The following is a 25879-nucleotide window of genomic DNA, read 5'->3' as shown; positions in this document are numbered from 1 at the left end:
CTCCTACGGGATCTAAGTTGCATTTGTAGGAGCGAGGCTTGCCAGCGAAGGCGATTCAACTAACGCTGCAAAAACGCCTGATGCATCTCATCCAGCGTTTCGAAGTGATAGGCCGGCGCTTCTGCGCTCAATTCGTCCCGGCTGCCAAACCCATAACCCACCGCCGCCGCATCAAGCCCATTGCTGCGCGCGCCGATCAGGTCGTGTTTGCGGTCGCCGATCATCAGGGTGTTGGCCGGGTCAAGGCCTTCTTCGGCCATCAGGTGGGCAATCAACTCGACCTTATTGGTGCGTGTCCCGTCCAGTTCGCTGCCGTAGATCACCTTGAAGTGCCTGGCGAAGTCGAAGTGCCGGGCGATTTCCCGGGCGAATACCCATGGCTTGGAGGTTGCGATGTACAACTGTCGTCCTTGCCCGCTGAGGGTTTCCAGCAGCGGTGCGACGCCGTCGAACACACGGTTTTCGTAAAGGCCGGTGACCTTGAATCGTTCGCGGTAGAAGTTCACGGCTTCCCAGGCCTTGGGCTCGTCGAAGTCGTAGAACTGCATGAACGCCTGCAACAACGGCGGGCCGATGAAGTGTTCGAGTTTGGTGAGGTCGGGCTCATCGATCCCCAATTTGCTCAGGGCGAACTGGATCGAACGGGTGATGCCCTCGCGCGGGTCGGTCAGGGTGCCATCGAGGTCGAACAGTACAGTTTGGTAATGCATGTTGAATCCTGAATAAGGGCGAAGGCTCAGAGCTGGTCGTAGCCTTCAGCCAGATGCAAATTCTTGAGCTTCACGTAATTCGCCGCGCTGTAGGTGAAAAAGGCATTTTCCTTGTCCGTCAGCGGACGAATTTGTTTCACCGGGCTACCGACATAAAGGAAGCCGCTTTCCAGACGCTTGCCGGGCGGTACCAGGCTGCCGGCGCCGACAATCACATCGTCCTCGATCACTGCACCGTCCATGACGATGCTGCCCATGCCGATCAGAATCCGGTTGCCGACGCTGCAGCCATGCAGCATGACCTTATGGGCGATGGTCACGTCGTCCCCGATCAAGCACGGAAAGCCATCGGGGTTGAACGGCCCGGCATGAGTAATGTGCAGCACGCAGCCATCCTGGACACTGGTGCGCGCACCGATACGGATGCGGTGCATGTCGCCACGGATCACCGTCAGGGGCCAGACGGAGCTGTCTTCGCCGATTTCGACGTCGCCGATCACCACCGCCGAGCCGTCGACAAAGGCGCCATTGCCCAGTAGCGGCGTGTGGTTCTGATACTTGCGAAGGGTCACGATAGGGTTTCTCTCTGTTGCTGATAGCTGCGGTGAGCGTCGATTGTAATTAAGATGGCCGCATGTTTCTTCCAGCCAAGGTGCCAACCGTGAGCGTGAACAACCCTCTTTTGCAGTCCTACGACCTGCCGCCGTTCTCGGCGATCCGTGCCGAACACGTGCAACCGGCCATTGAACAGATCCTGGCTGACAACCGTGCCGCCATTATCGAGATCCTCGACAGCCAGGGCAAACAACCGACCTGGGCCGGCCTGGTGCTGGCGATGGACGAACTGAACGATCGTCTGGGCGCAGCCTGGAGCCCGGTCAGCCACCTGAATGCCGTGTGCAACAGCGCTGAATTGCGCGAAGCCTACGAGTCCTGCCTGCCGGCCTTGAGCGCCTACTCCACCGAGCTGGGCCAGAACCGCGAATTGTTCGAGGCCTTCGAAGCCTTGGCGAACAGCCCGGAAGCCGCCGGTTTCGACGTCGCGCAGAAAACCATCCTGGAACACGCCCTGCGAGACTTCCGTCTGTCGGGTATTGACCTGCCAGAAGCCGAACAGAAGCGCTACGCCGAAGTGCAGAGCAAATTGTCGGAGCTGGGCAGCCGCTTCTCCAACCAACTGCTCGACGCGACGCAGGCCTGGACCAAACACGTTACTGATGAAGCTGCCCTCGCCGGCCTCACCGATTCAGCCAAGGCGCAAATGGCTGCCGCAGCCCAGGCCAAAGGCCTCGACGGCTTCCTGATCACCCTGGAATTCCCGAGTTATTACGCGGTGATGACCTACGCCCAGGACCGCGCCTTGCGCGAAGAAGTCTACGCCGCCTACTGCACCCGTGCGTCGGACCAAGGCCCGAACGCCGGCCAGAACGATAACGGCCCGGTCATGGAAGAAATCCTCGACCTGCGCCAGGAACTGGCCAAGCTGCTTGGCTTCGCCAGTTTCTCGGAACTGAGCCTGGCCACCAAAATGGCTGAATCCAGCGATCAGGTGCTGGGTTTCCTGCGCGACCTCGCCAAGCGCAGCAAACCGTTCGCCGCTCAGGATCTGGAACAACTCAAGGCTTACGCCGCAGAACAGGGCTGCCCGGACCTACAAAGCTGGGACAGCGGTTTCTACGGTGAAAAACTTCGCGAACAACGTTACAGCGTGGCTCAAGAAGCGCTGCGCGCTTACTTCCCGATCGACAAAGTGCTGGGCGGCCTGTTCGCTATCGTCCAGCGCCTGTACGGCATCGAGATCGCAGAGCTGAAAGGCTTCGACGCCTGGCACCCGGATGTTCGCCTGTTCGAAATCAAGGAAAACGGTCAGCACGTCGGTCGCTTCTTCTTTGACCTCTATGCTCGCGCCAACAAGCGTGGCGGTGCCTGGATGGACGGCGCCCGTGACCGTCGCCGCACCATCAGCGGCGTGCTGCAAAGCCCGGTGGCCAATCTGGTGTGCAATTTCACCCCGGCCGACAGCGGCAAACCCGCCCTGCTGACCCACGATGAAGTCACCACCCTGTTCCACGAATTCGGTCACGGCTTGCATCACCTGCTGACTCGCGTCGAACACGCTGGCGTGTCCGGTATCAACGGCGTGGCCTGGGATGCGGTCGAACTGCCAAGCCAGTTCATGGAAAACTGGTGCTGGGAGCCGGAAGGCCTGGCGCTGATCTCCGGTCACTACGAAACCGGTGAGCCGCTGCCACAAGACCTGCTGGAAAAGATGCTCGCGGCGAAGAACTTCCAGTCCGGCCTGATGATGGTGCGTCAGCTGGAGTTCTCGCTGTTCGACTTCGAATTGCACGCCACCCACGGCGATGGCCGCAGCGTGCTGCAAGTGCTCGAAGGCGTACGCGACGAGGTGTCCGTGATGCGTCCACCGGCCTACAACCGTTTCCCGAACAGCTTCGCCCACATCTTCGCCGGCGGTTACGCGGCGGGTTACTACAGCTACAAGTGGGCTGAAGTGCTGTCGGCCGACGCCTTCTCGAAGTTTGAAGAAGACGGCGTACTCAATGCCGAAACAGGTCGGGCGTTCCGCGAAGCGATCCTGGCGCGCGGCGGTTCTCAGGAACCCATGGTGCTGTTCGTCGACTTCCGTGGCCGTGCGCCATCGATTGACGCACTCTTGCGCCATAGCGGCCTGAGTGAGGACGCAGCAGCATGAGTGAGGGGCCTGTGATCACGAAAAAGCGCTTTATCGCCGGGGCGGTCTGTCCGGCATGCAGCGAGCCGGACAAGTTGATGATGTGGAACGAAGACGAAGTCCCGCATCGCGAATGCGTGGCCTGCGGTTATTCGGACACGCTCAATGAACAAGGCCTGTCGGTGCCCAAGGAATTGGGCACACGGGTCAATACTTCGGCGCTGAAGGTGCCGGACGCCAAGGTTCAGGCCGTGCAGTTCTTCCCGAACCCGAAGCTGAAGAAAAAGCCTGACGAGCAACACTGAGTCAGCACCACCTTCCACCCTTTGACGGGGTGGCAGGTGGTATCTATTTACCGCCCTTCTCCCGCGCTTCCTCCTTAGGCTGAATCCTTCAGTCCTATTCAAGGAAGACGCCATGCCTGATACCAATCCACTGTTACAGCGCTGGAACCTGCCACCCTGGCCGGACATCCGCGCCGAACATCTGGTCCCCGCCATCGACACCGTCATTGCTGACAACCGCCTGGCCATTGCCGGGATTGTCGCGAGCCAATCCGCGATCCCGACCTGGGACGATCTGGTACTGGCCGTTGATGAAACCGATGCGCGCCTCGAAGAGGTCATGGGCATTATCGAAACCCTTTCAACGGTGAAACATGAGGGCAAGACTTGGGACAAGGCGAGCGCCAAGTGCAGCGAGGCCATTGCGCAGTACAAGTCCGAAATGATGAGTAATCAGGCGCTGTTCCGCGCGTTTCAGCGGCTGGCGCAGAGTCCGGCCGCAGTGAATTACGACGAGCCGCGACAGGCCGTCTTGAACAAAATTCTGCGCAGGTTTCGCTTGTCCGGCATCGACTTGCCCATCGAACAACAGCAGACGCTGGCCCGGCTGAATCGCGACATCGGTGTGCTGCGAAGCTTGTTCCTGACCAACCTGGAACGCAGCAGCGCGGCCTGGAGCAAACGCATCGACGACGTCACGCAATTGAACGGTTTGTCCGCGGCGACGCTGGAGCGTCTGGCGCGCAACGCTCAACAGGCGGGGCATGAAGGCTGGCTGATGCGTCTGGACCAAGACACCTTCACTCGCGTCATGGCCTATGCCGAAGACCGCTCCCTGCGCGAAGAATACTTTGTCGCCTACTCCACCCGAGCGTCGGATCAAGGCCCGCACGACGGGCAATTCGATAATGGTCCGGTGCTGGAGCTGCTGTTGTCACTGCGCCACCAGAAAGCCAAATTGCTTGGGTATGAGAACTTCGCGCAACTGAGCCTGGTCACGGAAATGGCGGAGTCCACCGAGCAAGTCACCGGTTTCCTGCGCCAGCAAATCATCCAGGCGACACCGAGCTTCGAGAAGGATGCGCAGGAACTGAAGGCGTTTGCGCTTGAGCGCGGCATGAATGAAGTCCACCCTTGGGACCACGAGTTTCTCGCCGAACAATTACGCCAGCAACGTCTCGGAGGGGCGTTGAAAGACCTGAGAGCGTACTTTCCGCTGGACGGGACATTGCAGCGGCTCTGCCTGTTCAGCGAGCGAATGTTTGGCATCCAGATCGTCGAACAGCAGGTAATCAACCGCTGGCATGACAGCGTGCGCCTGTTTGAAATCAGCGAGCATGGCCTGGTGATCGGGCATATTTACATCGACCCTTTTCATCGGGATGAAGCGCCGGACTATGCCTGGACCGCCACGCGACGTAATCGACGGGTGGATGCCGAAGGTCAATTGACGCTGCCGATCGCCGTGCTTCATGGCAACTTCACGCCTGGCAATGCCGAGCATCCCTGCCTCCTCTCCCATCAGGACCTGCGCGTTTTGTTCCATGAGTTCGGCCATTGCCTGCAGCATGTTCTGACCCGCTCGCCTCACCATCGCCTGTCCGGTATTACCCAACTGGGACGCGATACGGCGGAGTTTTCGGGACAACTGTTCGAACAATGGTGCCTGTCTCGGGAGTTCCTGCTGTGGCTGGCCGCTCATTACCAGACCGGCGAGCGCCTGACCGAAGCCCGCGTCGACGCAGCGCTGGCAGCCATTCACGCCCAGACCAGTCGGCAAACCGCAGAGTTGCTAATGGCCGCATTGTTCGACTTCGAATTGCACCGCAGCCAAGGTGACAGCCGTAGCGTTGAGCAAATTTTCGACGATGTGCAGCGCGAAATTCCTCATCTGCAACTGCCGCCCCACAGTCGATTCGCCAACAGCTTCGATTACATGGTGACCGGATACGCGGCGTCGGTTTACGCCTATAAATGGTCGGGTGTACTGGCGACCGAAGCGTTCAAACGGTTTCAGCAAGACTGGGTGTTCAACCCTCGAACCGGCAGGGCTTTTCGCGAAGCCTTTTTTTCACCGGGTGATTCGCGCTCACTGCTGGTCGCACTGGAAGAATTTCTCGGACGGCCGATCGCCGAGAATTTCTTCGCGCCTGCGCCAGTCGCCGCTGGCCGTTGAACCGAGGCTCATTCGACGTGGGCCGATTGGAACCAGTTCTTCATCGAGCAGGCAGCAAACGGGCTGGTGCTGCAATCGCCGTTGGCCAGAGCGGTCCGAAGCTTCTCGGCATCGGCCTGCATCATGTAACGCACACTGTCCTTGAAATGGTGGCTGTCACCAAAGCCGCCCTCGGTCATTTCGTTCAGAGCGTCTTCCTTGCTCCAGCCTTGCACCACCACGCGATACATCGCCGCCATCAGGCCGGTGCGGTCCGAACCGTGTTTGCAGTGTATGAGCACCGGCCCCCTGGATTCGGCGGTCTGGATGGCACGAAGGGCTTTGAGCACCTGCGCGTCATCCACGTGATTGGTGCGATAGGGCAGCTGCACCTGAGCAATGCCCGGTGTGGGCAACCAGCTTGAATCTGTCTCGGGCAGAAAAGTAATGACGGTCGCGACGTTGAGTTTCTTCAACAACGGTAGGGCACCGCTGTCGGGCAACGCACTTCGGTACAGTGTCGGGGACATCTGATAGAGGTTGTATTGCACCTCGACCGATTGAGCCCATTCCGCCGGGCGGGGTGGCGCGGTTTCATCTGCGCAGGCCACTGTCAGATTGAAAAGGGAAGCCAGCGACAACAGGAACGTCACAGGTAAAAGGCGCAATCGGGACATGATCGGACGACCGTGTGGGGAAAGGTGGTTAGATGCCACATAGTTTCAACACTGAGCAGTCAAAGTCCTGTGAGTCAGTTGTCAAAGAATCGTGAATTTAACCGTTCGCACCTGGCTTCGTCAGGGTAAGTAACGAGCAACAAAAAAGCGATACGGATTTCCGTATCGCTTTATTCAACGCTGATTAACGTACACTCACACCCCAACTTATAAGTTGCAGGTACCCGATAGTATTCAAGGATTGATGATTTTCGAATACGCTTTCGCCAGCGCAATCAGAACAGCCTTGTCCTGCGCGTCGATATCACCATCATCGTCCACATCAGGTGTGTTTCCCATGGTGAAGGTCACGCCGCCATCATTCGACACAGCCTCGCGGGAGGTCGAATCCAGCAGGGAGTATGTGGCGCTACGGTTTTCCGGGTCGTAACCTTCTTCTTTCAAAGCAAACTGCATAGACACCCGAACTTCTTTCGGACTAGAAATGGACGGGGTTAACAGTTGAAGAAAAACACCACGCTGATTGTAATTCGACATTAAACTAAATCCTTTTAATAGTGATAACACGACAACTTCGTGCGAAGCGCAATAATACCGATTGCTTATAACTAATCTACTTTCTATCTGTTTCTCATAATTACAAGGAACTCACTAGTAAGAGACAAATAATCAATACTTGAAAAATTTCAGGCGCCGAACGGCACTGGCCTATTCGATTGAGGCCCTATACTGTATGAACATACAGCTAAAGGATCATGTCGATGGCTACTCCTCTGCCACCTCGCGGCCGCGGCACCGCAACCAACCCGCACAACCGCTTCGCACCGAATCGCTCGGTGGCCGAGGATGACGGCTGGTATCAGGAAGCGCCGATCACCCAGGGCACGGAAGTGCGCATCGAAACGGCGAAAACCATCATCACCCGCAACAACTCGCCGGACTTGCCCTTCGATCGCTCAATCAATCCCTACCGAGGCTGCGAGCACGGTTGCATCTACTGCTATGCGCGACCCAGCCATGCATATTGGGACATGTCACCGGGGCTCGACTTCGAAACCAAACTGATCGCGAAGACCAACGCCGCCGATGTGCTGGAAGAACAGCTGTCCAAGCACGGTTACCAATGTGCGCCGATCAACCTGGGTTCCAACACCGATCCTTATCAGCCGATCGAGCGCGAACACAAAATCACCCGCAAGACCCTTGAAGTGCTGCTGCGTTATCGCCATCCGGTGACCATCATTACCAAGGGCTCACTCATTCTTCGGGATCTGGACCTGCTGGCCGAACTCGCCGAGCAGAGGCTCGTGGCCGTGATGATCAGCCTCACCACTTTGGACGATGAACTCAAACGCATCCTCGAACCGCGCGCGGCGGCGCCCAAGGCCCGGCTGCGGGCGATCCGGGTGATGCGTGAAGCCGGGATCCCGGTGGGGGTGCTGTGTTCGCCGATGATTCCGATGATCAACGACAGCGAACTCGAAAGCCTGCTCGCCGAGGCGCATGCCGCCGGCGCCCAGAGCGCGGCCTATATGATGTTGCGTCTGCCGCTGGAAGTGGCGCCGCTGTTCGAAGAATGGCTGGCCGCCCACTATCCGCAACGTGCCGCGCATGTGTTGAGCCTGATCCGCCAGAGCCGTGGCGGAGAGCTCTACGACAGTCGGTTTGGCGCCCGGATGCGTGGTGAAGGGCCGTTTGCCGATCTGTTGGCGCAACGCTTTGCCAAAACCATCAAACGTTTGGGGCTCAATCATCGCGAAGGCTTTAATCTGGATTGCGACGCCTTCTGTCCGCCGGGTCGCCAGATGTCATTGATTTGAGGACAATTGGCCTATGGTTGAGTAGTGGGAAAAGCACTTGGCCATTAGGCTGGTCACGTTTTTTGTGACCTGGAACACACGTTCTAGAGCGCTTGATTCAGTTTGAGTTAAGTTTCGGCAGATACCTTGTTCATCGAGTGACTGACGGGTCGAGATTATCGACCTGGATGTTTTTTAAACAGCCACTGGCTTCACACCGGACAAAACGGGAAAATTCCCTGACTCCGCCAAAGAGGATGAATCATGAGTGACAAGGATAAACAGCCGTTGGCTGCGTCGGCTTCAGCCCAACCCGAGGCGGAAACCGCCGATGCAGCGCTGAAGCATATCGTTGACGGCTTTTTGCATTTTCATCACGAAGTTTTTCCCCAACAGGAAGAACTCTTCAAAAAGCTCGCCACGGCCCAAAGCCCGCGAGCGATGTTTATCGCCTGCGCCGACTCGCGCATTGTTCCTGAGCTGATTACCCAAAGCGCCCCCGGCGACCTGTTCGTGACCCGTAACGTCGGCAACGTTGTGCCGCCTTATGGGCAGATGAACGGCGGTGTTTCCACGGCCATCGAATACGCGGTCCTGGCCCTCGGCGTACAGCACATCATCATTTGCGGACATTCCGACTGTGGCGCGATGCGCGCCGTGCTCAACCCGCAAAGCCTGGAAAAAATGCCCACGGTCAAAGCCTGGCTGCGTCATGCGGAAGTGGCAAAAACCATGGTCCAGGAAAACTGCCATTGCGCTGACGAAAGCGAAAGCATGCACGTCCTCACCGAAGAGAATGTGATCGCTCAGCTGCAGCATCTGCGCACGCACCCTTCCGTGGCCTCGCGCATGGCCAACGGTCAGCTGTTTATTCATGGTTGGATCTACAACATCGAAACCAGCGAAATCAGAGCTTACGACGCCGACAAAGGGTGTTTCCTGCCGCTTGATGGCAGCCATCCGATTCCGGTGGCGACGCCTAAAGCGCGCTTCTAAATCCTCCTAAATCCTTGTGTGGTTTAGCCGGGGCTGCTGATCAAGCAGCCTGGCTTTGCCACGCCTGAAGAAAACGTCGGGAGAGTCACCATGCGTGCTGCTCAACTTAAAGCTGTTCTGCCACGGGAGCTGCTGGCGTCCGTGGTTGTGTTTCTGGTCGCCCTGCCCTTGTGCATGGGCATCGCCATCGCCTCGGGTCTGCCGCCGGCCAAAGGTTTGATCACGGGGATCATCGGTGGTCTGGTGGTGGGCTGGCTTGCCGGGTCACCGCTGCAAGTCAGTGGCCCGGCGGCGGGCCTGGCGGTTCTGGTGTTCGAACTGGTGCGCCAGCATGGCATCGCCATGCTCGGGCCCATCCTGCTGCTGGCGGGTTTTCTGCAACTGATGGCTGGGCGCTTCAAGCTGGGTTGCTGGTTTCGGGTGACGGCGCCAGCGGTGGTGTACGGCATGCTCGCCGGGATTGGCGTGTTGATCGTGCTCTCACAGGTGCATGTGATGCTCGACGCCGTGCCCAAGCCTTCCGGGCTGGATAACCTGGCGGCCTTCCCGGCTGCCGTCATCCAGGCCCTGCCTTCCCTTGGCTGGCAAGCCGGTTTACTGGGGCTGTCGACGATTGCGGTGATGTGGCTGTGGGAGAAATTCCGTCCCCATTCCCTGCGCTTCATTCCCGGCGCGTTGCTTGGCGTAGGCCTGGCGACGGTCGCGAGCCTGATGCTCGCCTTGCAGGTCAAACGCGTGGAAGTTCCAGCCAACCTGGCGGAGGCCATCGACTGGCTGAAGCCTGCCGACTTGCTCAATCTGGCCGACCCGACGTTATTGATCGCCGCTTTCGCCGTAGCCTTCATCGCCAGCGCTGAAACCTTGCTTTCGGCAGCAGCGGTGGACCGCATGCACAGTGGCCAGCGTTCCGACTTTGATCGGGAATTGTCGGCCCAAGGTGTCGGCAACATGCTCTGCGGTCTGCTGGGTGCGCTGCCCATGACCGGCGTGATCGTGCGCAGTTCGGCCAACGTCCAGGCTGGCGCCACCACGCGCATGTCGGCGATCTTCCACGGTCTGTGGCTGCTGGCGTTCGTGTTGCTGCTGTCCAGCGTACTGCAAAGCATTCCGGTGGCGAGCCTGGCGGGCGTGCTGGTGTACACCGGTTTCAAACTGGTCGACCTCAAGGCCTTCCGCGGTCTGGGCCGTTATGGCCGGATGCCGATGTTCACTTACGCGGCGACAGCGCTGGCTATCATCTTCACCGATCTGCTGACCGGCGTGCTGATTGGCTTCGGACTGACGTTGGCCAAACTGGCCTGGAAGGCTTCACGGCTGAAAATCAGCCTGATCGACCTGCCAGCTGAAGGAGAGATGGAGTTGCGACTGACGGGGGCCGCGACCTTTCTCAAGGTGCCGGCGCTGACCCAGGTGCTGGGGACCATTCCCGCAGGCGCGACGGTGCATGTGCCGCTCAACAATCTGAGCTACATCGATCATTCGTGTCTGGAATTGTTCGAGGAATGGGGCCGGGCCAATGCAGCCAAGGGTTCGAAGCTGCTGATTGAGGCGCGGGGGTTGAAGCGCAGGTTGGAAGGGCGGTTGCGCACGACCACCGGAGTAGGTTCAGCCGCGTAGAAAACAGTGTGGGAGCGAGCCTGCTCGCGATTGCGGTGTGTCATTCAACATTAATGTCGACTGATGCACCGCTATCGCGAGCAGGCTCGCTCCCACAGGGATGGTGTCGATTCCAAAGAATCAGGCAGCCGGCTGATCCAGCTCCAGCCCTACACCCAACTGGCGCGACAGGCACGGCCAGCGTTTCCACGCAGCGCCGGTGTCCGGGCTATTGAGTTTTTCGCGGTAGGCCTCCACGGACTCCAGCGCGAAACTGTCTTCATTAAGCATCTCGTCCACCGCGTGATGCACCGCCTCATCCAATTGATTGGCAAATTCCTCGCCGATCAGTTGGTGGGCTATCAGGTTGGCAACAGTCATGTCCAAGGGGATCAGTGGCTGGCCAAAATGCTTGATGTACAGGTCATTGACCTCTTCCACCAACCGATGCGCCAGATAGGCTTCGTCCAGCAGGCTGTCCAGGCCGACATGACCGGCCATGATTGCCGGCGGCTGGAGGAAGAACTGCTCGGCGATGTTCAGCACCGGCTTGATCTGTGATTCGATGCCCGCTTCCCTGGCGACTTCATTGGCTGCGTCCAGCAGGTCTGGCACTTGCTCTATATACGCGGCCACAAAACGCGTCATCACGCCATTGGCGTCGACATCCGGCAATTGGATGGCGGAGTGAAGGTGTGGCAATTGGGTTTCAAGCTGACGAGTCAGCAGGCCGGTCTCGGCCTCATGTTGTTGGGCTTTTTGGATCTGCTCGCGCAATGCGGCGGTGTTCATGAAAACTCCAGGAAACAAAGGCAATGAAATAGGGAAGACATAACTTAGCTGGCTTATGAAAAATGCTAAGACGCATTTGTCATAATTGTTTCATCCTTGAGACGCCTCCGTTATATCGATTTGCCACCACTCGTCTACATCCTTCTCCATTCGCGACCTTGAACACAAGTCCCAGCTGTTTCAGATCATTTACGCCATCACATTGCGAGGTAGCAGTCGCTGTCTATACTCGGGTGGGAATGGAGTTAGCTGATGACGCCCGACTGCACACGCAGCAAGGCTCGGCGATTCAAGTTTCGTAGTCTGAAAAAGCCGCTCCCTTGCCGCAGGTGAAAGCCGGCGGGATAACAAGAACGATAAGGGGAACCCGCAATGATGCGACATCCACATGTCTGGATGGGCCTCCTGTTGTGGTCGATTTTCAGTCAGGCGCAAGCCGCTTGGACTGTGAATATGGCGCCGGGAGCGACTGAAATCAGTCACGCAGTATTTGACCTGCACATGACCATTTTCTGGATCTGTGTAGTGATCGGCATCATCGTCTTCGGCGCCATGTTCTGGTCGATGATGGTCCACCGCCGCTCCACCGGGCAGGTGGCCGCAAAATTTCATGAAAGCACCACCGTTGAAATCCTCTGGACCATCGTGCCCTTCCTGATCCTGGTGGCCATGGCGGTTCCTGCGACGGCAACCCTGATCAAGATGTACGACGCCAGTGAGCCGGATATCGATATCCAGGTCACCGGTTATCAGTGGAAGTGGCACTACAAATACCTGGGCCAGGACGTCGAGTTCTTCAGCAACCTGACGACCCCCGCCGATCAGATCCACAACAAGGAAACCAAGGGCGAGCATTACTTGCTCGAGGTCGACAAGCCTTTAGTGCTGCCGATTGGCGCCAAGGTGCGTTTCCTCGTGACGTCCGCCGACGTTATCCACTCCTGGTGGGTGCCGGCCTTTGCGGTCAAGCGCGATGCGATCCCGGGGTTCGTCAATGAAGCCTGGACCCGCGTCGACAAGCCCGGCATCTACCGTGGCCAGTGCGCCGAATTGTGCGGCAAGGACCACGGCTTCATGCCGATCGTGGTCGAGGTCAAGGAAAAGGCCGATTACGAAAAATGGCTGGCCGAGCGCAAAGCCGAAGCCCTGCAGCTTAAAGAGCTGACCAGCAAGGAATGGACCCTCGAGGAGCTCAAGGAGCGCGGCGACAAGGTCTATCACACCACGTGCGTAGCCTGTCACCAGGCCGAAGGTCAAGGCTTGCCGCCGATGTTCCCGGCACTCAAGGGCTCGAAAATCGCTACCGGCCCGATCAAGGATCACCTGAGCATTGTCTTCCACGGCAAGCCTGGCACCTCTATGGCGGCGTTCGGCAAGCAGCTCTCGGAAGTCGATATCGCAGCGGTCGTGACCTACGAACGTAACGCCTGGGGCAACAACAAAGGCGACATGGTCACTCCTAAAGAAGTGCTGGAGCTGAAACAGGCGGAAAGCAAATGACCCGGTCTATTGCGCAACCAAGGAACCGGTCGGGGCAGCGCGCCCCGGCCTGCCCAGCCCATCTGTTTGCAGGAGACAAGCCATGAGCGCCGTCATCGATGACCATGGTCATGCCGACCACGCCCACGGTCCCGCCAAAGGCCTGATGCGGTGGGTGCTGACCACCAACCACAAGGACATCGGCACGCTGTACCTGTGGTTTGCGTTCTCCATGTTCTTGCTTGGCGGTTCATTCGCGATGGTGATTCGCGCCGAACTGTTCCAGCCGGGCCTGCAGATCGTCCAGCCGGAATTCTTCAACCAGATGACCACCATGCACGGTCTGGTCATGGTCTTCGGTGCGGTGATGCCGGCCTTCGTCGGCCTCGCCAACTGGATGATCCCGTTGATGATCGGCGCGCCGGACATGGCCCTGCCACGGATGAACAACTTCAGCTTCTGGCTGCTGCCGGCGGCGTTCATCCTGCTGGTGTCGACCCTGTTCACCCCCGGTGGCGGACCGAACTTCGGCTGGACGTTCTACGCCCCGCTGTCGACGACCTACGCGCCGGAAAGCGTGACGTTCTTCATCTTTGCCATCCACTTGATGGGGATCAGTTCGATCATGGGCGCGATCAACGTGATCGCCACCATTCTCAACCTGCGTGCCCCCGGCATGACGCTGATGAAAATGCCGCTGTTCGTCTGGACCTGGCTGATTACCGCGTTCCTGCTGATCGCAGTGATGCCGGTACTGGCCGGCTGCGTGACGATGATGCTGATGGACATCCACTTCGGCACCAGCTTCTTCAGTGCCGCCGGTGGCGGTGATCCGGTGTTGTTCCAGCACGTGTTCTGGTTCTTCGGTCACCCCGAGGTGTACATCATGATCCTGCCGGCCTTCGGTGCCGTCAGCTCGATCATTCCGGCCTTTTCGCGCAAGCCGCTGTTTGGCTACACCTCGATGGTCTATGCCACGGCCAGTATTGCCTTCCTGTCATTCATCGTCTGGGCGCACCACATGTTCGTGGTCGGCATTCCGCTGGTGGGCGAGCTGTTCTTCATGTACGCCACGCTGCTGATCGCGGTGCCAACGGGCGTGAAGGTGTTCAACTGGGCCAGCACCATGTGGCAGGGCTCGCTGACCTTCGAGACGCCGATGCTGTTCGCGGTGGCGTTCGTGATCCTGTTCTCCATCGGCGGCTTCTCCGGACTGATGCTGGCCATCGCACCGGCGGACTTCCAGTACCAGGACACGTATTTTGTGGTAGCGCACTTCCACTACGTACTGGTGCCGGGGGCGATCTTCGGGATCTTCGCCTCGGCCTACTACTGGCTGCCGAAATGGACCGGCCACATGTACGACGAAACCCTCGGCAAGCTGCACTTCTGGCTCTCGTTCATCGGCATGAACATGGCGTTCTTCCCGATGCACTTCGTGGGGCTGGCGGGCATGCCGCGGCGGATTCCCGACTACAACCTGCAATTCGCCGACTTCAACATGGTGTCGTCGATCGGCGCATTCATGTTCGGCGCCACGCAGATCTTCTTCCTGTTCATCGTGATCAAGACCATTCGCGGCGGCGAGCCGGCACCGGCCAAACCATGGGATGGCGCGGAAGGCCTGGAATGGAGCGTCCCGTCACCGGCGCCGTATCACACCTTCACCACACCGCCGGAAGTGAAATGAACAGCCTTGCCTTTGTGGAAGCGAGCTTGTGTGGCGAGGGAGCTTGCTCCCGCTCGGCTGCGAAGCAGACGCCAAGCTTTTGGGGCCGCTTCGCGACCCAGCGGGAGCAAGCTCCCTCGCCACAAAGGCCCGCTCCTATCGGGTTATGCGTAGAGGCTGGAAATCATGGCTGACTCGATTTCGATGAAGAAGCTGGTCACCCGCCTGCTGTTGGTGGTGGTGGCGATGTTTGTCTTCGGTTTTGCCCTGGTGCCGATCTACGACGTGATGTGCAAGGCGTTCGGCATCAATGGCAAGACCTCCGGGCAGTACGAAGGCGAGCAGACGGTCGACACGTCGCGGCAGGTGCGCGTGCAGTTCCTGTCGACCAATGCCGCCGACATGTCCTGGGATTTCTATCCCAAGAGTGACGAGCTGACGGCCAACCCGGGGGCGGTGAACGAGATGATTTTCATCGCGCACAACCCGACCGATCGCCCGATGAGCGCCCAGGCGGTGCCGAGCATCGCGCCGAGCAATGCTGCGGCGTACTTCCACAAGACCGAATGTTTCTGCTTTACCCAGCAAGTGCTGCAGCCCGGTCAACGGATCGAGATGCCGGTACGTTTCATCGTTGACCGAGACATGCCCAAGGAAGTGAAGCACCTGACGCTGTCCTACACGCTGTTCGATATCACCGCCCGACATCCCCCGGTGGCTGTAAACACTGGCGGCTGAGCGTGCCCGATAAGGAGAACAATAAATGGCAACTCATGAACACTATTACGTACCGGCCCAGAGCAAATGGCCGATCATCGCCACCGTCGGTATGTTCGTCACCGTGTTCGGCCTGGCTACCTGGTTCAACGACCTGAAAGCTGCGCGGCCCGAATCCCACGGCCCGCTGATCTTTTTCGTCGGCGGCCTGCTGCTGGCCTACATGCTGTTCGGCTGGTTCGGGACGGTGATCAAGGAAAGTCGTCAGGGGTTGTACAGCGCGCAGATGGATCGCTCGTTCCGCTGGGGCATGAGCTGGTTCATCTTCTCGGAGGTGATGTTCTTCATCGCCTTCTTCGGCGCATTGTTTTATGTGCGCAACATCACTGGCCCATCGCTGGGCGGTGACGGCGCCAAAGGCCTCGCCCACATGCTGTGGCCGAACTTCGAGTTCGTCTGGCCGCTGCTGAACAACCCGGACCCGAAACTCTTCCCGGCACCCAAGGACGTCATCAGTCCCTGGGGCCTGCCGCTGCTCAACACCGTGTTGCTGGTGAGTTCCAGCGTCACCATTACCATCGCCCACCACGCCTTGAAAAAGGGCCATCGCGGTGCACTGAAAATCTGGCTGGCAATCACCGTGCTGCTGGGCTGCGCGTTCCTCGGTTTTCAGGCCGAAGAATACATCCACGCCTATCAGGAACTGGGCCTGACCCTGGGTTCGGGCATCTACGGTGCAACGTTCTTCATGCTCACCGGGTTCCACGGCGCCCACGTGACCATGGGCACCATCATTCTGTTTGTGATGCTGATGCGGGTCCTGCGCGGGCACTTCGATAACGAGCACCAGTTCGGCTTCGAGGCGGCGAGTTGGTATTGGCACTTCGTGGACGTGGTGTGGATCGGGCTGTTCGTTTTCGTCTACGTGCTCTGAGGCTTTACCAAGGCGCAGTAGAAACCAGCTGGCCGCTGAAAAAACCCCAGGCAATCAAGCCGACGGTTATAGCGGCCAGGGCAACACGAACACTCAAGGCAATGACGAGGCGGTTCGAGCTGCTGTCGTCCTTGACCAGAAAAAACAGGCCGCTGAACAGGCTGACAACCGTGGCAATCAGCATCAGGACGATGGCTGCTTTGAGCATGGTGAGACTCCGGGGGGAAGGCGATGCACTTGAGTATAGCTATCGCAACCAGCGACTTTCTGGCGGCGCCATGAAGCACTTCCGGCCGGGCATCGTGCCGACCCTCGTGGTCGCGTTATTGCTGCCCATGCTGGTGTCACTGGGGTTCTGGCAATTGAGCCGGGGCGCGGAGAAAAGCTCGCTGCTGCAAAGCTACACCGAGCGCCGCGCGGCGGATCCGATGGCCAGTACCGAGCTGCAACACACCGAGGATCCAGCCTTTCGCCGGGTTCGAATTCACGGCCAGTTCGATGCCGCGCACAGCCTGCTGCTGGATAACCGCCAGCGCGACGGCAAGGTTGGCGTCGAACTGCTGCAACCGTTTCAGGATCAGGCGACCGGGCTCTGGCTGCTGGTCAATCGCGGCTGGCTGCCGTGGCCGGACCGGCGCACCCCGCCCCAATTCACCACCCCGACTCAGGCCTTGAGCCTGCATGCCTGGGTCTACGTCTCCCCCGGCGCCACTTTCCAATTGCACGCCGATCCGAGCACCACCACCTGGCCACAACTGATCACCGCCGTCGAACCGGCCAAGCTGTGGACAGCGCTCGATCGTGACGGTTTTGCCTACGAATTACGCGCAGAAACCGGCCCCGCGTCCTACCAGGCCGATTGGCCGGTGGTGGCCATGGGGCCGGAAAAACATATCGCTTATGCCGTGCAGTGGTTCGCCATGTCGATCGCCCTGTTCGGCCTTTATCTCTATCTCGGCTGGCACAACGCAAAGGAGAAACACCATGGGAGCGGCCATGAATCCACCCAGCATGTCTGAGGCGAAAACGCCGGCGAGTCGGCGCAAGGGTCGCTTGCAGTTGCTGCTGATCCTGCTTGGGGTGATCGGTCCGATGATCCTCGCCACCGGCATGTACAAATTGCAGTTCTGGGTGCCGGAGGGCCGCAGTTATCACGGCGAGCTGATCGGCAACGGCCAGACCCGCGCCGACCTTGGCGTGCAGGCGCAGGAGGAGCGTTGGCAATTGCTGGTCACGGCGCCCAAGGAGTGTTCGGTGGACTGCCAGCAACTGGTTTATCTGGCTCGGCAGATCCAGATCGGCCTCGGCCGCGATGCCGGGCGCGCCAGTCACGCGTTGGCTGCGGCGCAACCGCTAAGCAGTGATTACGACGCCAAGCTGACCCGCGAATACCCGCAACTGCAACGCTACTCAATGGACCTGACCACGTTCACCAAAACAGCGGGAGACAAGACCGCGCCGCAACTGTGGATCATCGACCCGCACGGCAATCTGGTGCTGCGTTATGACCCGACGGTGAAGGGTAAGGACTTGCTCAACGACCTTCGGCATCTGCTGAAACTGTCGAACATCGGATAAGGGCATCGTCATGGCCAAACCTGGATTTCGCCTCGCGCTGTTTGCCACCTTGCTGGCACTGATTGTGGTGTTGCTCGGCGCCTATACCCGCCTGACCCACGCCGGCCTCGGTTGCCCGGACTGGCCCGGTTGCTACGGCTTTATCAGCGTGCCGAAAAGCGAAGCCCAATTGGCCCATGCCGAATTGCATTTTCCCGATGCGCCCGTTGAAGCCCACAAAGGCTGGAACGAGATGGTCCACCGCTATTTCGCCGGCACGCTCGGCCTTTTGATCTCGGTGCTGGCCGGTCGTGCCTGGGTGCATCGCCGTCATCCGGGGCAACCGGTGAAGTTGCCGTTGTTTCTGCTGGCGGTGGTGATCGCCCAAGCGGCGTTCGGCATGTGGACGGTGACGCTCAAGCTCTGGCCGCAAGTGGTGACCGGGCATCTGCTCGGCGGTTTTGCGACCTTGAGCCTGCTGTTTTTGCTGACGTTGCGCCTGTCCGGCGTACTGCCGGCGCTGACCGTGCCCCGACGTTTGCAGCACTGGGCGACGGCCGGGTTGCTGCTGGTGATCCTGCAAATTGCCCTCGGTGGCTGGGTCAGTTCCAACTATGCGGCGGTGGCTTGCATCGACTTTCCGACCTGCCACGGGCAATGGCTGCCGCCGGCTGATTTCGCCAACGGTTTTCACCTGACTCAACACATCGGCCCCAATTACCTCGGCGGACAACTGGACAGCGATGCCCGCACGGCGATTCACCTGACTCACCGCATCGGCGCGATGCTGGTGACGCTGGTGCTGCTGGGTCTGGCCTGGCAACTGAAGGTGGTCGGCATGACGCGTCTGGCGGGGCTGGTGCTGATCGCCCTCGCGGCTCAGATCACCCTGGGCATCAGCAACGTGATTTTTCACCTGCCGCTGCCCGTCGCCGTCGCTCACAACGCCGGCGGCGCAGCACTGTTGCTGACGATGGTACTGGTCAATTATCACGCGCGAACCAGCCTGGTTCGGGTCAAACAGCAATCCCCTGCGCGCTGGCGGTTCAGGCCGCGCAAACACTCAGCCGGGCCCATAACAATAAAAGGAGAGATGCCATGGCGACTCTGATCGGCGAACGTCACAGTCAGGCAATCTGGCGCGACTATCTGGAGCTGACCAAGCCAAAAGTGGTGGTGCTGATGCTCATCACTTCGCTGGTCGGCATGTTCCTCGCGACCCGCGCCGGAGTGCCGTGGACGGTGCTGGTGTTCGGCAACCTGGGGATTGCGTTGTGTGCCGGGGGTGCGGCGGCGGTGAATCATGTGGTGGACCGGCGCATCGATGCGGTGATGGCCCGAACCCACAAACGTCCCTTGGCCGAAGGCCGGGTGTCTCCGGCGGCGGCGCTGACGTTTGCCCTGGTCCTGGCGGTGCTGGGGCAAGCCGTGCTGCTGGCCTTCACCAACGCGCTGACGGCCTGGCTGACCCTCGCGTCCTTGCTCGGTTATGCGGTGGTCTATACCGGTTTCCTGAAACGTGCGACGCCGCAGAACATTGTCATCGGTGGCCTCGCCGGTGCTGCTCCGCCGCTGCTCGGCTGGACCGCTGCCACCGGTCATATCAGCGCCGAGCCCTTGCTGCTGGTGCTGATCATCTTCGCCTGGACCCCGCCGCACTTCTGGGCGCTGGCCATTCACCGCAAAGAGGAATACGCCAAGGCCGACATTCCGATGCTGCCGGTGACCCATGGCGAGCACTACACCAAGGTCCACATCCTGCTTTATACCTTTGCGCTGCTGGCCGTGAGCCTGATGCCGTACGTGATTCACATGAGCGGCATGCTCTACCTGATTTGCGCCCTGGGACTGGGCGCAAGGTTTCTACAATGGGCCGTGGTGCTGTACCGTGGCACTCGGCCGCACGCGGCGATCAACACCTTCAAGTACTCTATTTACTACTTGTTCCTGCTGTTTATCGCGCTGCTCGTTGACCACTACTTATTGTTGAACCTATGACTCGAACTCAGAAAACCGTCTTCATCCTCGTCGCCCTGATCGCGCTGGTTATGGGCCTGACCATCAACAAAGTGCTGTCGGGCAAAGGCGAGGGCGATCCGACGGCGTTGATCGACGCCGGGATCATTTTGCTGCCGCAAAGCCGCAACCTGCCAAACGTGACGATGACCGATCAGGACGGCAAACCAGTGGCGGTCAACGAGCTGAAAGACAAGTGGTCGCTGCTGTTCTTCGGCTACACCTTCTGCCCGGACATTTGCCCGACCACCCTCGCCCAACTGCGTCAGATCAAGAGCGAACTGCCGCCAGAGGCTGTGGCCAAGTTGCAGATCATTCTGGTCAGCGTCGACCCGAATCGCGATACGCCCCAGCAGCTCAAGCAATACCTGGGCTACTTCGATCCGCAGTTCCAAGGCCTGACGGCGGCGTCGGTTGAAGACATTCAGAAACTGGCCAACGCGGTGAGTATTCCGTTCATTCCGGCGGACACCAGCAAGCCGAATTACACAGTTGATCACAGCGGCAACCTCGCGGTGATCGGGCCGGACGGGACACAGCGCGGGTTCATTCGCGCACCGTTGAATAACGCCAAGTTGGTGGCGCAGTTACCGGTGATGCTTAACCGCAAATAGTTGGGCGGACAGAGAACTCGTGTGGGAGCAGGCTTGTTCGCGAAAGCGGTGGATCAGTTGCCATAAATGCTGAATGACACACCGCATTCGCGAGCAAGTCGAATCGTCGCACCGCCGCTCCCACAGGTCCGTATTCCAGGCATAAAAAAACGGGGACGCAATCAATGCGTCCCCGTTTTTTTATTGCTGCAGGATCAAAACGCCGGCAATACCGCGCCTTTGTACTTCTCGAGAATGAAGGCTTTCACTTCCGGGCTGTGCAGGGCAGCAATCAGTTTCTTCATGTCTTCGCTGTCCTTGTCGTCCGGGCGGGCAACGAGGATGTTCACGTAAGGCGAGTCGTTGCCTTCGATGACCAGCGCGTCCTTGGACGGATCAAGCTTGGCTTCCAGCGCGTAGTTGGTGTTGATCAGCGCCAGGTCGACCTGGGTCAGCACACGCGGGATGGTCGCGGCTTCCAGTTCGCGGAACTTCAGGTCCTTGGTGTTCTCGGTGATGTCCTTGACCGTCGAGAGGATGTTGTTCGAATCCTTCAACTTGATCAGACCCGCCTTGGCCAGCAGCAACAGCGCACGGCCGCCGTTGGTGGCGTCGTTCGGGATCACCACGTTGGCGCCGCCTGGCAGCTCGGTCAGTGCTTTGTACTTGCTGGAGTAAGCGCCCAGCGGTTCCAGGTGTACGCCGGCAACGGCGACCAGGTTGGTGCCCTTCGCCTTGTTGAACTCATCAAGGTACGGCTGGTGCTGGAAGAAGTTGGCGTCCAGGCGTTTTTCGGCAACCTGCACATTCGGCTGGATGTAGTCGGTGAAGACTTTGACCTTCAGGTCCACGCCTTCTTTGGCGAGGGCCGGTTTCACGAATTCGAGGATTTCTGCGTGCGGGACCGGGGTGGCTGCAACGGTCAGGGTGTCCGCGTGAGCGGAAAACGCTGCAACGGCTGCGAACGCGACGAGTAGTTTTTTCATTCAGCTAACTCCATGTGAGGCGCCTGTCTGCGGCGCCTGCCAGCGAATGGCCGGCTCATTGATCATTTACGTGAGAAGTGTACGACCAGCTTGTCGCCGACGGTTTGCAGCACTTGCACCAGCACCAGCAGCAACATCACGGTCACGACCATCACGTCAGGCTGGAAACGCTGGTAACCGAAACGGATCGCCAGGTCGCCCAGACCACCCGCGCCGACCACACCGGCCATTGCCGTGTAGGACACCAGTGTAATGGCTGTCACCGTAATCGCCGCGAAGATGCCCGGGCGGGCTTCCGGCAGCAAGGCATTGGTGATGATCTGCCGGGTCGTGGCGCCCATGGCCTGGGTGGCCTCGATGATGCCGCGATCCACTTCACGCAAGGCGGTTTCCACCAGTCGCGCGAAGAAAGGCGTAGCGCCAATCACCAGCGGCGGAATCGCACCGGCAACCCCAAGGGACGTGCCGGTGATCAGCACGGTAAACGGGATCATCACGATCAGCAGGATGATGAACGGCAGCGAACGCAGGATGTTCACCATCAGCGACAGCATCGCGTAGACGCCTTTGGCTTCCAGCAACTGACGCGGGCTGCACAGGAACAACAGCACGCCCAACGGCAGGCCAAGCAACACGGTGAACAGCAACGAACCGAAAAGCATCAGCAAGGTATCGCCGGTGGCCAGCCAGATTTCGTACCAGTCGATGTTGACGAAGAAACTTGTCAGGATTTCCATCAGCGCAGGACCTCCATGTGGACGTCAGCCGCGGTGAAGTGAGCAAACGCCGCCTCCATGTCGCCACCGGTGACGGCAAGGGTCAGTTGCCCGTAAGGGATGTCTTTGATGCGGTCGATACGACCGGCCAGGATGCTGTAGTCCACACCCGTTTCCCGAGCGACGGTACCCAACAACGGCGCGTAGGTCGCTTCGCCCTGAAACGTCAGACGCACGATGCGGCCCGGCACGTGAGAGAAGTCGTCACGCTGTTCGCTTTCGTCGATCTGTTCGTCTTCTTGTACGAAACGTTTGGTGGTCGGGTGCTTGGGATGCAGAAACACCTCGGCCACCGAACCTTGCTCGACGATCACACCCGCGTCCATCACTGCCACCTGGTCGCAAACCCGGCGGATCACGTCCATCTCGTGGGTAATCAGGACGATGGTCAGTTTCAGCTCGCGGTTGATCTCGGCCAGCAATTGCAGGACCGACGCCGTGGTCTGCGGGTCGAGGGCGCTGGTGGCTTCGTCGCACAGAAGGATTTTCGGCTTGGTCGCCAGGGCGCGGGCAATGCCGACGCGTTGCTTCTGGCCGCCGGACAACTGCGCCGGGTACTTTTTGGCGTGGTCGGACAGGCCGACCCGCGCCAGCAACTCGGCGACACGCTGGTCGATTTCACTGCGCGACAGCTCACCGGCCAGGGTCAGCGGCAGCGCGACGTTGTCGGCCACGGTCTTGGACGCCAGCAGGTTGAAGTGCTGGAAAATCATCCCGACCTGTTGGCGGAAGCGTCGCAGGCTGTTGGCGTCGAGCGCGGTGACTTCTTCGCCGTCGACGATGATCTTGCCGCCGCTGGACTCTTCCAGGCGATTGATCAGACGCAACAGGGTACTTTTTCCCGCACCGGAATGGCCGATCAGGCCGAAGACCTGACCGTTCTCAATCGTCAGACTGGTCGGGTGCAGGGCGGGGATATCCTTACCGGCGACGCGGTAGGTTTTGTGGACGTTTTGAAACTCGATCACGTAGCGAACCTTGTGGGGCGCGTTGGAAAAGGATCAGCGGTTAGCCGGGCGCGCATTTTAGCCTGTCCGTATAGAGGTTATTAGCATTTATTCCGCATTCAACCTTCCATTTGGCAATAACGCGATAGAAGGTTAGAAAAAAGGAACGGCTAAAAAGCTCGCCAGTCACTAATAAGGCAACTCGAAAACGCCCCCGGTGCCGTGCCTGGGGAATGCATATAAGTCCTGGCTACGGGATCGCAACGAGGAGTTTACGACTGATGAGCACTAAAAAGCCTGCCGCACCCAAAAGCGCACTGGCCGGGACCGATACCCTGGACCGCGGCAACACCAATACCAAGCTGGAAAGCCTGGAAAAATTCCGCTCCGACGCCACCGAGCAAGCCCTGCGCACCAATCAGGGCGTGAAGGTTTCGGACAACCAGAACACCTTGAAGGTGGGCGCTCGCGGGCCGTCGCTGCTGGAAGACTTCATCATGCGTGAAAAAATCACGCACTTTGACCATGAGCGAATCCCGGAGCGCATCGTTCACGCCCGCGGTACCGGCGCCCATGGATTCTTCCAGGCCTACGAGAATCATTCGGTACTGACCAAGGCCGGTTTCCTACAGGATCCGGGGAAGAAAACCCCGGTGTTCGTGCGATTTTCCACGGTACAGGGCCCGCGTGGGTCGGGCGATACCGTGCGGGACGTACGCGGTTTCGCTGTGAAGTTCTTCACCGACGAAGGCAACTTCGACCTGGTGGGCAACAACATGCCGGTGTTTTTCATTCAAGACGCGATCAAGTTCCCTGACTTTGTGCATGCGGTAAAACCGGAGCCACATAACGAAATCCCTACCGGCGGCTCGGCTCACGACACCTTTTGGGACTTCGTTTCGTTGGTGCCGGAATCCGCGCACATGGTGATCTGGGCCATGTCCGACCGGGCGATCCCGAAAAGCCTGCGCAGCATGCAAGGCTTCGGCGTGCACACCTTTCGCTTAATCAACGCCGAAGGTAAGTCGCGCTTCGTCAAATTCCATTGGCGCCCTACTGCCGGCACGTGCTCGCTGGTGTGGGATGAAGCGCAGAAGCTCGCTGGCAAAGATACCGACTTTCACCGTCGCGATCTTTGGGAGTCGATCGAGATGGGCGACTACCCGGAATGGGAGTTGGGCGTACAGGTCATCGAGGAAGAAAACGAACATAATTTCGACTTCGATATCCTCGACCCGACCAAACTGATCCCGGAAGAGCTGGTACCGATCACCCCGTTGGGCAAAATGACCCTCAACCGCAACCCCGACAACTTCTTCGCCGAAACCGAGCAGGTAGCGTTCTGCCCGGGCCATATCGTGCCGGGCATCGACTTCTCCAACGATCCTTTGCTGCAGGGTCGACTGTTTTCCTACACCGATACGCAGATCAGCCGACTGGGCGGGCCGAACTTTCACGAGATCCCGATCAACCGTCCCGTAGCACCGTTCCATAACGGCCAACGGGATGCGTTGCATCGCACCACCATCGACAAGGGGCGCGCGTCCTACGAACCGAATTCCATCGATGGCGGCTGGCCGAAAGAAACGCCGCCCGCTGCGCAGGACGGTGGATTCGAGAGCTACCCTGAGCGTATCGACGCCAACAAAATTCGCCAGCGCAGCGAGTCGTTCAGCGATCATTTCTCCCAGGCACGGCTGTTTTTCCACAGCATGAGCAAGCACGAGCAGGAACACATCATCTCAGCCTACAGCTTTGAGCTGGGCAAGGTTGAGCGTGAGTTCATCCGTGCGCGTCAGGTGAATGAGATTCTGGCCAATATCGACCTGGAACTGGCCAAACGCGTAGCGCAGAACCTCGGCTTGCCGGCGCCGAAGGCTGGCACCGTCGACGTGCGTAAAACTTCCCTGGACCGCTCGCCGGCATTGAGCCAGGCCAACCTGCTTCCGGCGGATATCAAAACCCGGAAAGTGGCGATTCTGGCGGCCAACGGAGTCGATGGTGCTGCGATTGATGCAATGAAGAAGGCGCTGAAGGCCGAGGGCGCGCACGCCAAGTTGCTCGGCCCGACTTCCGCGCCTGTGACCACCGCCGATGGCAAAACTCTGCCGGTGGACGCTTCGATGGAAGGCTTGCCTTCGGTGGCATTCGATGCGGTGTTTGTGCCCGGTGGCGCGGCGTCGATCAAGGCGTTGAGCGGCGATGGCGTGGCGCTGCATTACCTGTTGGAGGCATACAAGCACTTGAAGGCGATTGCGCTGCATGGCGAGGCGAAGCAGTTGCTGGATGTGTTGAAGCTTGAGGTGGATGCGGGGTTGATCATCGGAGCAGATGCCAAGTTGATCAAACCGTTCTTTGCGGCGATCGGGCAGCATCGGGTTTGGGATCGGGAGCCGAAGGCCAAGGCGATTCCCGCTTAAAGCTTTGTATCGATAGGGAGGACGCCTTCGCGGGCAAGCCCGCTCCCACAGGATTTGTGTCGTTCGCTCGTTATGTGAACGACA

25 protein-coding genes are annotated in these 25879 nt (G+C 59.2%); 16 read left to right on the top strand and 9 right to left on the bottom strand.

The annotated features are described in order from the left end of the window. Positions 1 to 59: 59 nt before the first annotated feature. Both ACA053_RS00435 and ACA053_RS00430 read right to left on the bottom strand, forming a co-directional pair. Positions 60 to 710, bottom strand: a complete 651-nt coding sequence (locus tag ACA053_RS00435) for an HAD family hydrolase (protein WP_497314784.1) — start codon at positions 708 to 710, stop codon at positions 60 to 62. 26 nt (positions 711 to 736) lie between these two features. Further along, positions 737 to 1282, bottom strand: coding sequence for a gamma carbonic anhydrase family protein (locus ACA053_RS00430; RefSeq protein WP_497394320.1), 546 nt, complete (start codon positions 1280 to 1282; stop codon positions 737 to 739). A 62-nt stretch (positions 1283 to 1344) separates the two neighbouring features. On the opposite strand from ACA053_RS00430, the gene prlC reads away from it, so the two are divergent. The 3 genes from prlC (at position 1345) to ACA053_RS00415 (ending at position 5862) form a co-directional block, all read left to right on the top strand. Next, entirely contained in the window at positions 1345 to 3423 is a 2079-nt protein-coding gene (gene prlC / locus ACA053_RS00425) for an oligopeptidase A (protein ID WP_178082277.1), read from the top strand. Next, positions 3420 to 3707: a YheV family putative zinc ribbon protein gene (locus ACA053_RS00420; RefSeq protein ID WP_008152496.1), complete on the top strand. Its 288-nt coding sequence runs from the start codon at positions 3420 to 3422 to the stop codon at positions 3705 to 3707. Before prlC ends, ACA053_RS00420 begins: the two co-directional genes overlap by 4 nt. A gap of 112 nt (positions 3708 to 3819) precedes the next feature. After that, entirely contained in the window at positions 3820 to 5862 is a 2043-nt protein-coding gene (locus ACA053_RS00415; RefSeq protein WP_497394319.1) for a M3 family metallopeptidase, read from the top strand. Between the two features lie 8 nt (positions 5863 to 5870). On the opposite strand, the gene ACA053_RS00410 is transcribed toward ACA053_RS00415, so the two are convergent. Next, positions 5871 to 6518 carry a phosphatase domain-containing protein gene (locus ACA053_RS00410; protein ID WP_497394318.1) on the bottom strand — a complete coding sequence of 216 codons (648 nt, stop codon included), beginning with the start codon at positions 6516 to 6518 and terminating at the stop codon, positions 5871 to 5873. 234 nt (positions 6519 to 6752) lie between these two features. Beyond that, complete coding sequence (locus ACA053_RS00405; RefSeq protein WP_109627121.1) at positions 6753 to 7055, bottom strand: hypothetical protein; 303 nt, start codon at positions 7053 to 7055, stop codon at positions 6753 to 6755. 224 nt (positions 7056 to 7279) lie between these two features. Between ACA053_RS00405 and ACA053_RS00400 the strand changes: the two genes are divergently transcribed. The 3 genes from ACA053_RS00400 to ACA053_RS00390 all read left to right on the top strand — a co-directional run bounded on the left by ACA053_RS00400 (position 7280) and on the right by ACA053_RS00390 (position 10930). Continuing rightward, positions 7280 to 8338, top strand: a complete 1059-nt coding sequence (locus tag ACA053_RS00400; protein ID WP_497314778.1) for a PA0069 family radical SAM protein — start codon at positions 7280 to 7282, stop codon at positions 8336 to 8338. Between the two features lie 243 nt (positions 8339 to 8581). Then, positions 8582 to 9313, top strand: coding sequence for a carbonic anhydrase (locus tag ACA053_RS00395; protein ID WP_109627117.1), 732 nt, complete (start codon positions 8582 to 8584; stop codon positions 9311 to 9313). A 90-nt stretch (positions 9314 to 9403) separates the two neighbouring features. Then, positions 9404 to 10930, top strand: a complete 1527-nt coding sequence (locus tag ACA053_RS00390) for a SulP family inorganic anion transporter (RefSeq protein ID WP_497314776.1) — start codon at positions 9404 to 9406, stop codon at positions 10928 to 10930. A gap of 120 nt (positions 10931 to 11050) precedes the next feature. Here the strand turns inward: ACA053_RS00390 and ACA053_RS00385 are convergent, their stop codons facing one another. After that, positions 11051 to 11701, bottom strand: coding sequence for a hypothetical protein (locus ACA053_RS00385; RefSeq protein ID WP_109627114.1), 651 nt, complete (start codon positions 11699 to 11701; stop codon positions 11051 to 11053). Positions 11702 to 12073: 372 nt separating this feature from the next. Here ACA053_RS00385 and coxB point away from each other — a divergent pair, with 372 nt between their 5' ends. The 4 genes from coxB (at position 12074) to ACA053_RS00365 (ending at position 16500) form a co-directional block, all read left to right on the top strand. Further along, entirely contained in the window at positions 12074 to 13201 is a 1128-nt protein-coding gene (coxB, locus tag ACA053_RS00380; protein WP_109627112.1) for a cytochrome c oxidase subunit II, read from the top strand. Between the two features lie 82 nt (positions 13202 to 13283). Beyond that, the gene (ctaD, locus tag ACA053_RS00375) at positions 13284 to 14870 is read left to right on the top strand and encodes a cytochrome c oxidase subunit I (protein WP_497314773.1); all 1587 of its coding nucleotides are present in this window, start codon (positions 13284 to 13286) and stop codon (positions 14868 to 14870) included. Positions 14871 to 15035: 165 nt separating this feature from the next. Continuing rightward, positions 15036 to 15587, top strand: coding sequence for a cytochrome c oxidase assembly protein (locus tag ACA053_RS00370; protein WP_403105306.1), 552 nt, complete (start codon positions 15036 to 15038; stop codon positions 15585 to 15587). Between the two features lie 25 nt (positions 15588 to 15612). Beyond that, complete coding sequence (locus ACA053_RS00365) at positions 15613 to 16500, top strand: cytochrome c oxidase subunit 3 (protein ID WP_109627106.1); 888 nt, start codon at positions 15613 to 15615, stop codon at positions 16498 to 16500. A 4-nt stretch (positions 16501 to 16504) separates the two neighbouring features. Here the strand turns inward: ACA053_RS00365 and ACA053_RS00360 are convergent, their stop codons facing one another. Beyond that, positions 16505 to 16708 carry a twin transmembrane helix small protein gene (locus tag ACA053_RS00360; RefSeq protein ID WP_094469789.1) on the bottom strand — a complete coding sequence of 68 codons (204 nt, stop codon included), beginning with the start codon at positions 16706 to 16708 and terminating at the stop codon, positions 16505 to 16507. Positions 16709 to 16778: 70 nt separating this feature from the next. Here ACA053_RS00360 and ACA053_RS00355 point away from each other — a divergent pair, with 70 nt between their 5' ends. From ACA053_RS00355 to ACA053_RS00335, 5 genes are read left to right on the top strand one after another with little or no spacing between them, the layout of a single operon-like run. Then, on the top strand, positions 16779 to 17519 hold the full coding sequence (locus tag ACA053_RS00355; RefSeq protein WP_497394317.1) for an SURF1 family protein: 741 nt from the start codon (positions 16779 to 16781) through the stop codon (positions 17517 to 17519). After that, a complete protein-coding gene (locus ACA053_RS00350) occupies positions 17485 to 18078 on the top strand; it encodes a PA_0111/PP_0108 family redox-active disulfide protein (RefSeq protein WP_497394316.1) in 594 nt (197 codons plus the stop codon). The genes ACA053_RS00355 and ACA053_RS00350 overlap by 35 nt, the downstream gene beginning before the upstream one ends. 10 nt (positions 18079 to 18088) lie before the next feature. After that, positions 18089 to 19168, top strand: a complete 1080-nt coding sequence (locus ACA053_RS00345; protein ID WP_497394315.1) for a COX15/CtaA family protein — start codon at positions 18089 to 18091, stop codon at positions 19166 to 19168. Further along, complete coding sequence (gene cyoE / locus ACA053_RS00340; RefSeq protein WP_461956479.1) at positions 19156 to 20055, top strand: heme o synthase; 900 nt, start codon at positions 19156 to 19158, stop codon at positions 20053 to 20055. Before ACA053_RS00345 ends, cyoE begins: the two co-directional genes overlap by 13 nt. Further along, entirely contained in the window at positions 20052 to 20687 is a 636-nt protein-coding gene (locus tag ACA053_RS00335) for an SCO family protein (RefSeq protein ID WP_109627096.1), read from the top strand. Before cyoE ends, ACA053_RS00335 begins: the two co-directional genes overlap by 4 nt. Before the next feature lie 194 nt (positions 20688 to 20881). Here ACA053_RS00335 and ACA053_RS00330 read toward each other — a convergent pair whose 3' ends face one another. The 3 genes from ACA053_RS00330 to ACA053_RS00320 all read right to left on the bottom strand — a co-directional run bounded on the left by ACA053_RS00330 (position 20882) and on the right by ACA053_RS00320 (position 23396). Next, positions 20882 to 21652, bottom strand: coding sequence for a MetQ/NlpA family ABC transporter substrate-binding protein (locus ACA053_RS00330; RefSeq protein ID WP_109627094.1), 771 nt, complete (start codon positions 21650 to 21652; stop codon positions 20882 to 20884). 62 nt (positions 21653 to 21714) lie between these two features. Then, on the bottom strand, positions 21715 to 22389 hold the full coding sequence (locus tag ACA053_RS00325; RefSeq protein WP_109627093.1) for a methionine ABC transporter permease: 675 nt from the start codon (positions 22387 to 22389) through the stop codon (positions 21715 to 21717). Further along, complete coding sequence (locus ACA053_RS00320) at positions 22389 to 23396, bottom strand: methionine ABC transporter ATP-binding protein (RefSeq protein ID WP_109627091.1); 1008 nt, start codon at positions 23394 to 23396, stop codon at positions 22389 to 22391. Before ACA053_RS00320 ends, ACA053_RS00325 begins: the two co-directional genes overlap by 1 nt. A gap of 260 nt (positions 23397 to 23656) precedes the next feature. On the opposite strand from ACA053_RS00320, the gene katE reads away from it, so the two are divergent. Further along, positions 23657 to 25795 carry a catalase HPII gene (gene katE / locus ACA053_RS00315; protein ID WP_497314766.1) on the top strand — a complete coding sequence of 713 codons (2139 nt, stop codon included), beginning with the start codon at positions 23657 to 23659 and terminating at the stop codon, positions 25793 to 25795. Positions 25796 to 25879 lie beyond the last annotated feature (84 nt).

It is taken from the genome of Pseudomonas sp. LBUM1672, from assembly GCF_059695655.1.
The sequence above is the reverse complement of the archived record's forward strand: the minus strand, read 5'-3'. Positions and strand labels throughout refer to the sequence as shown.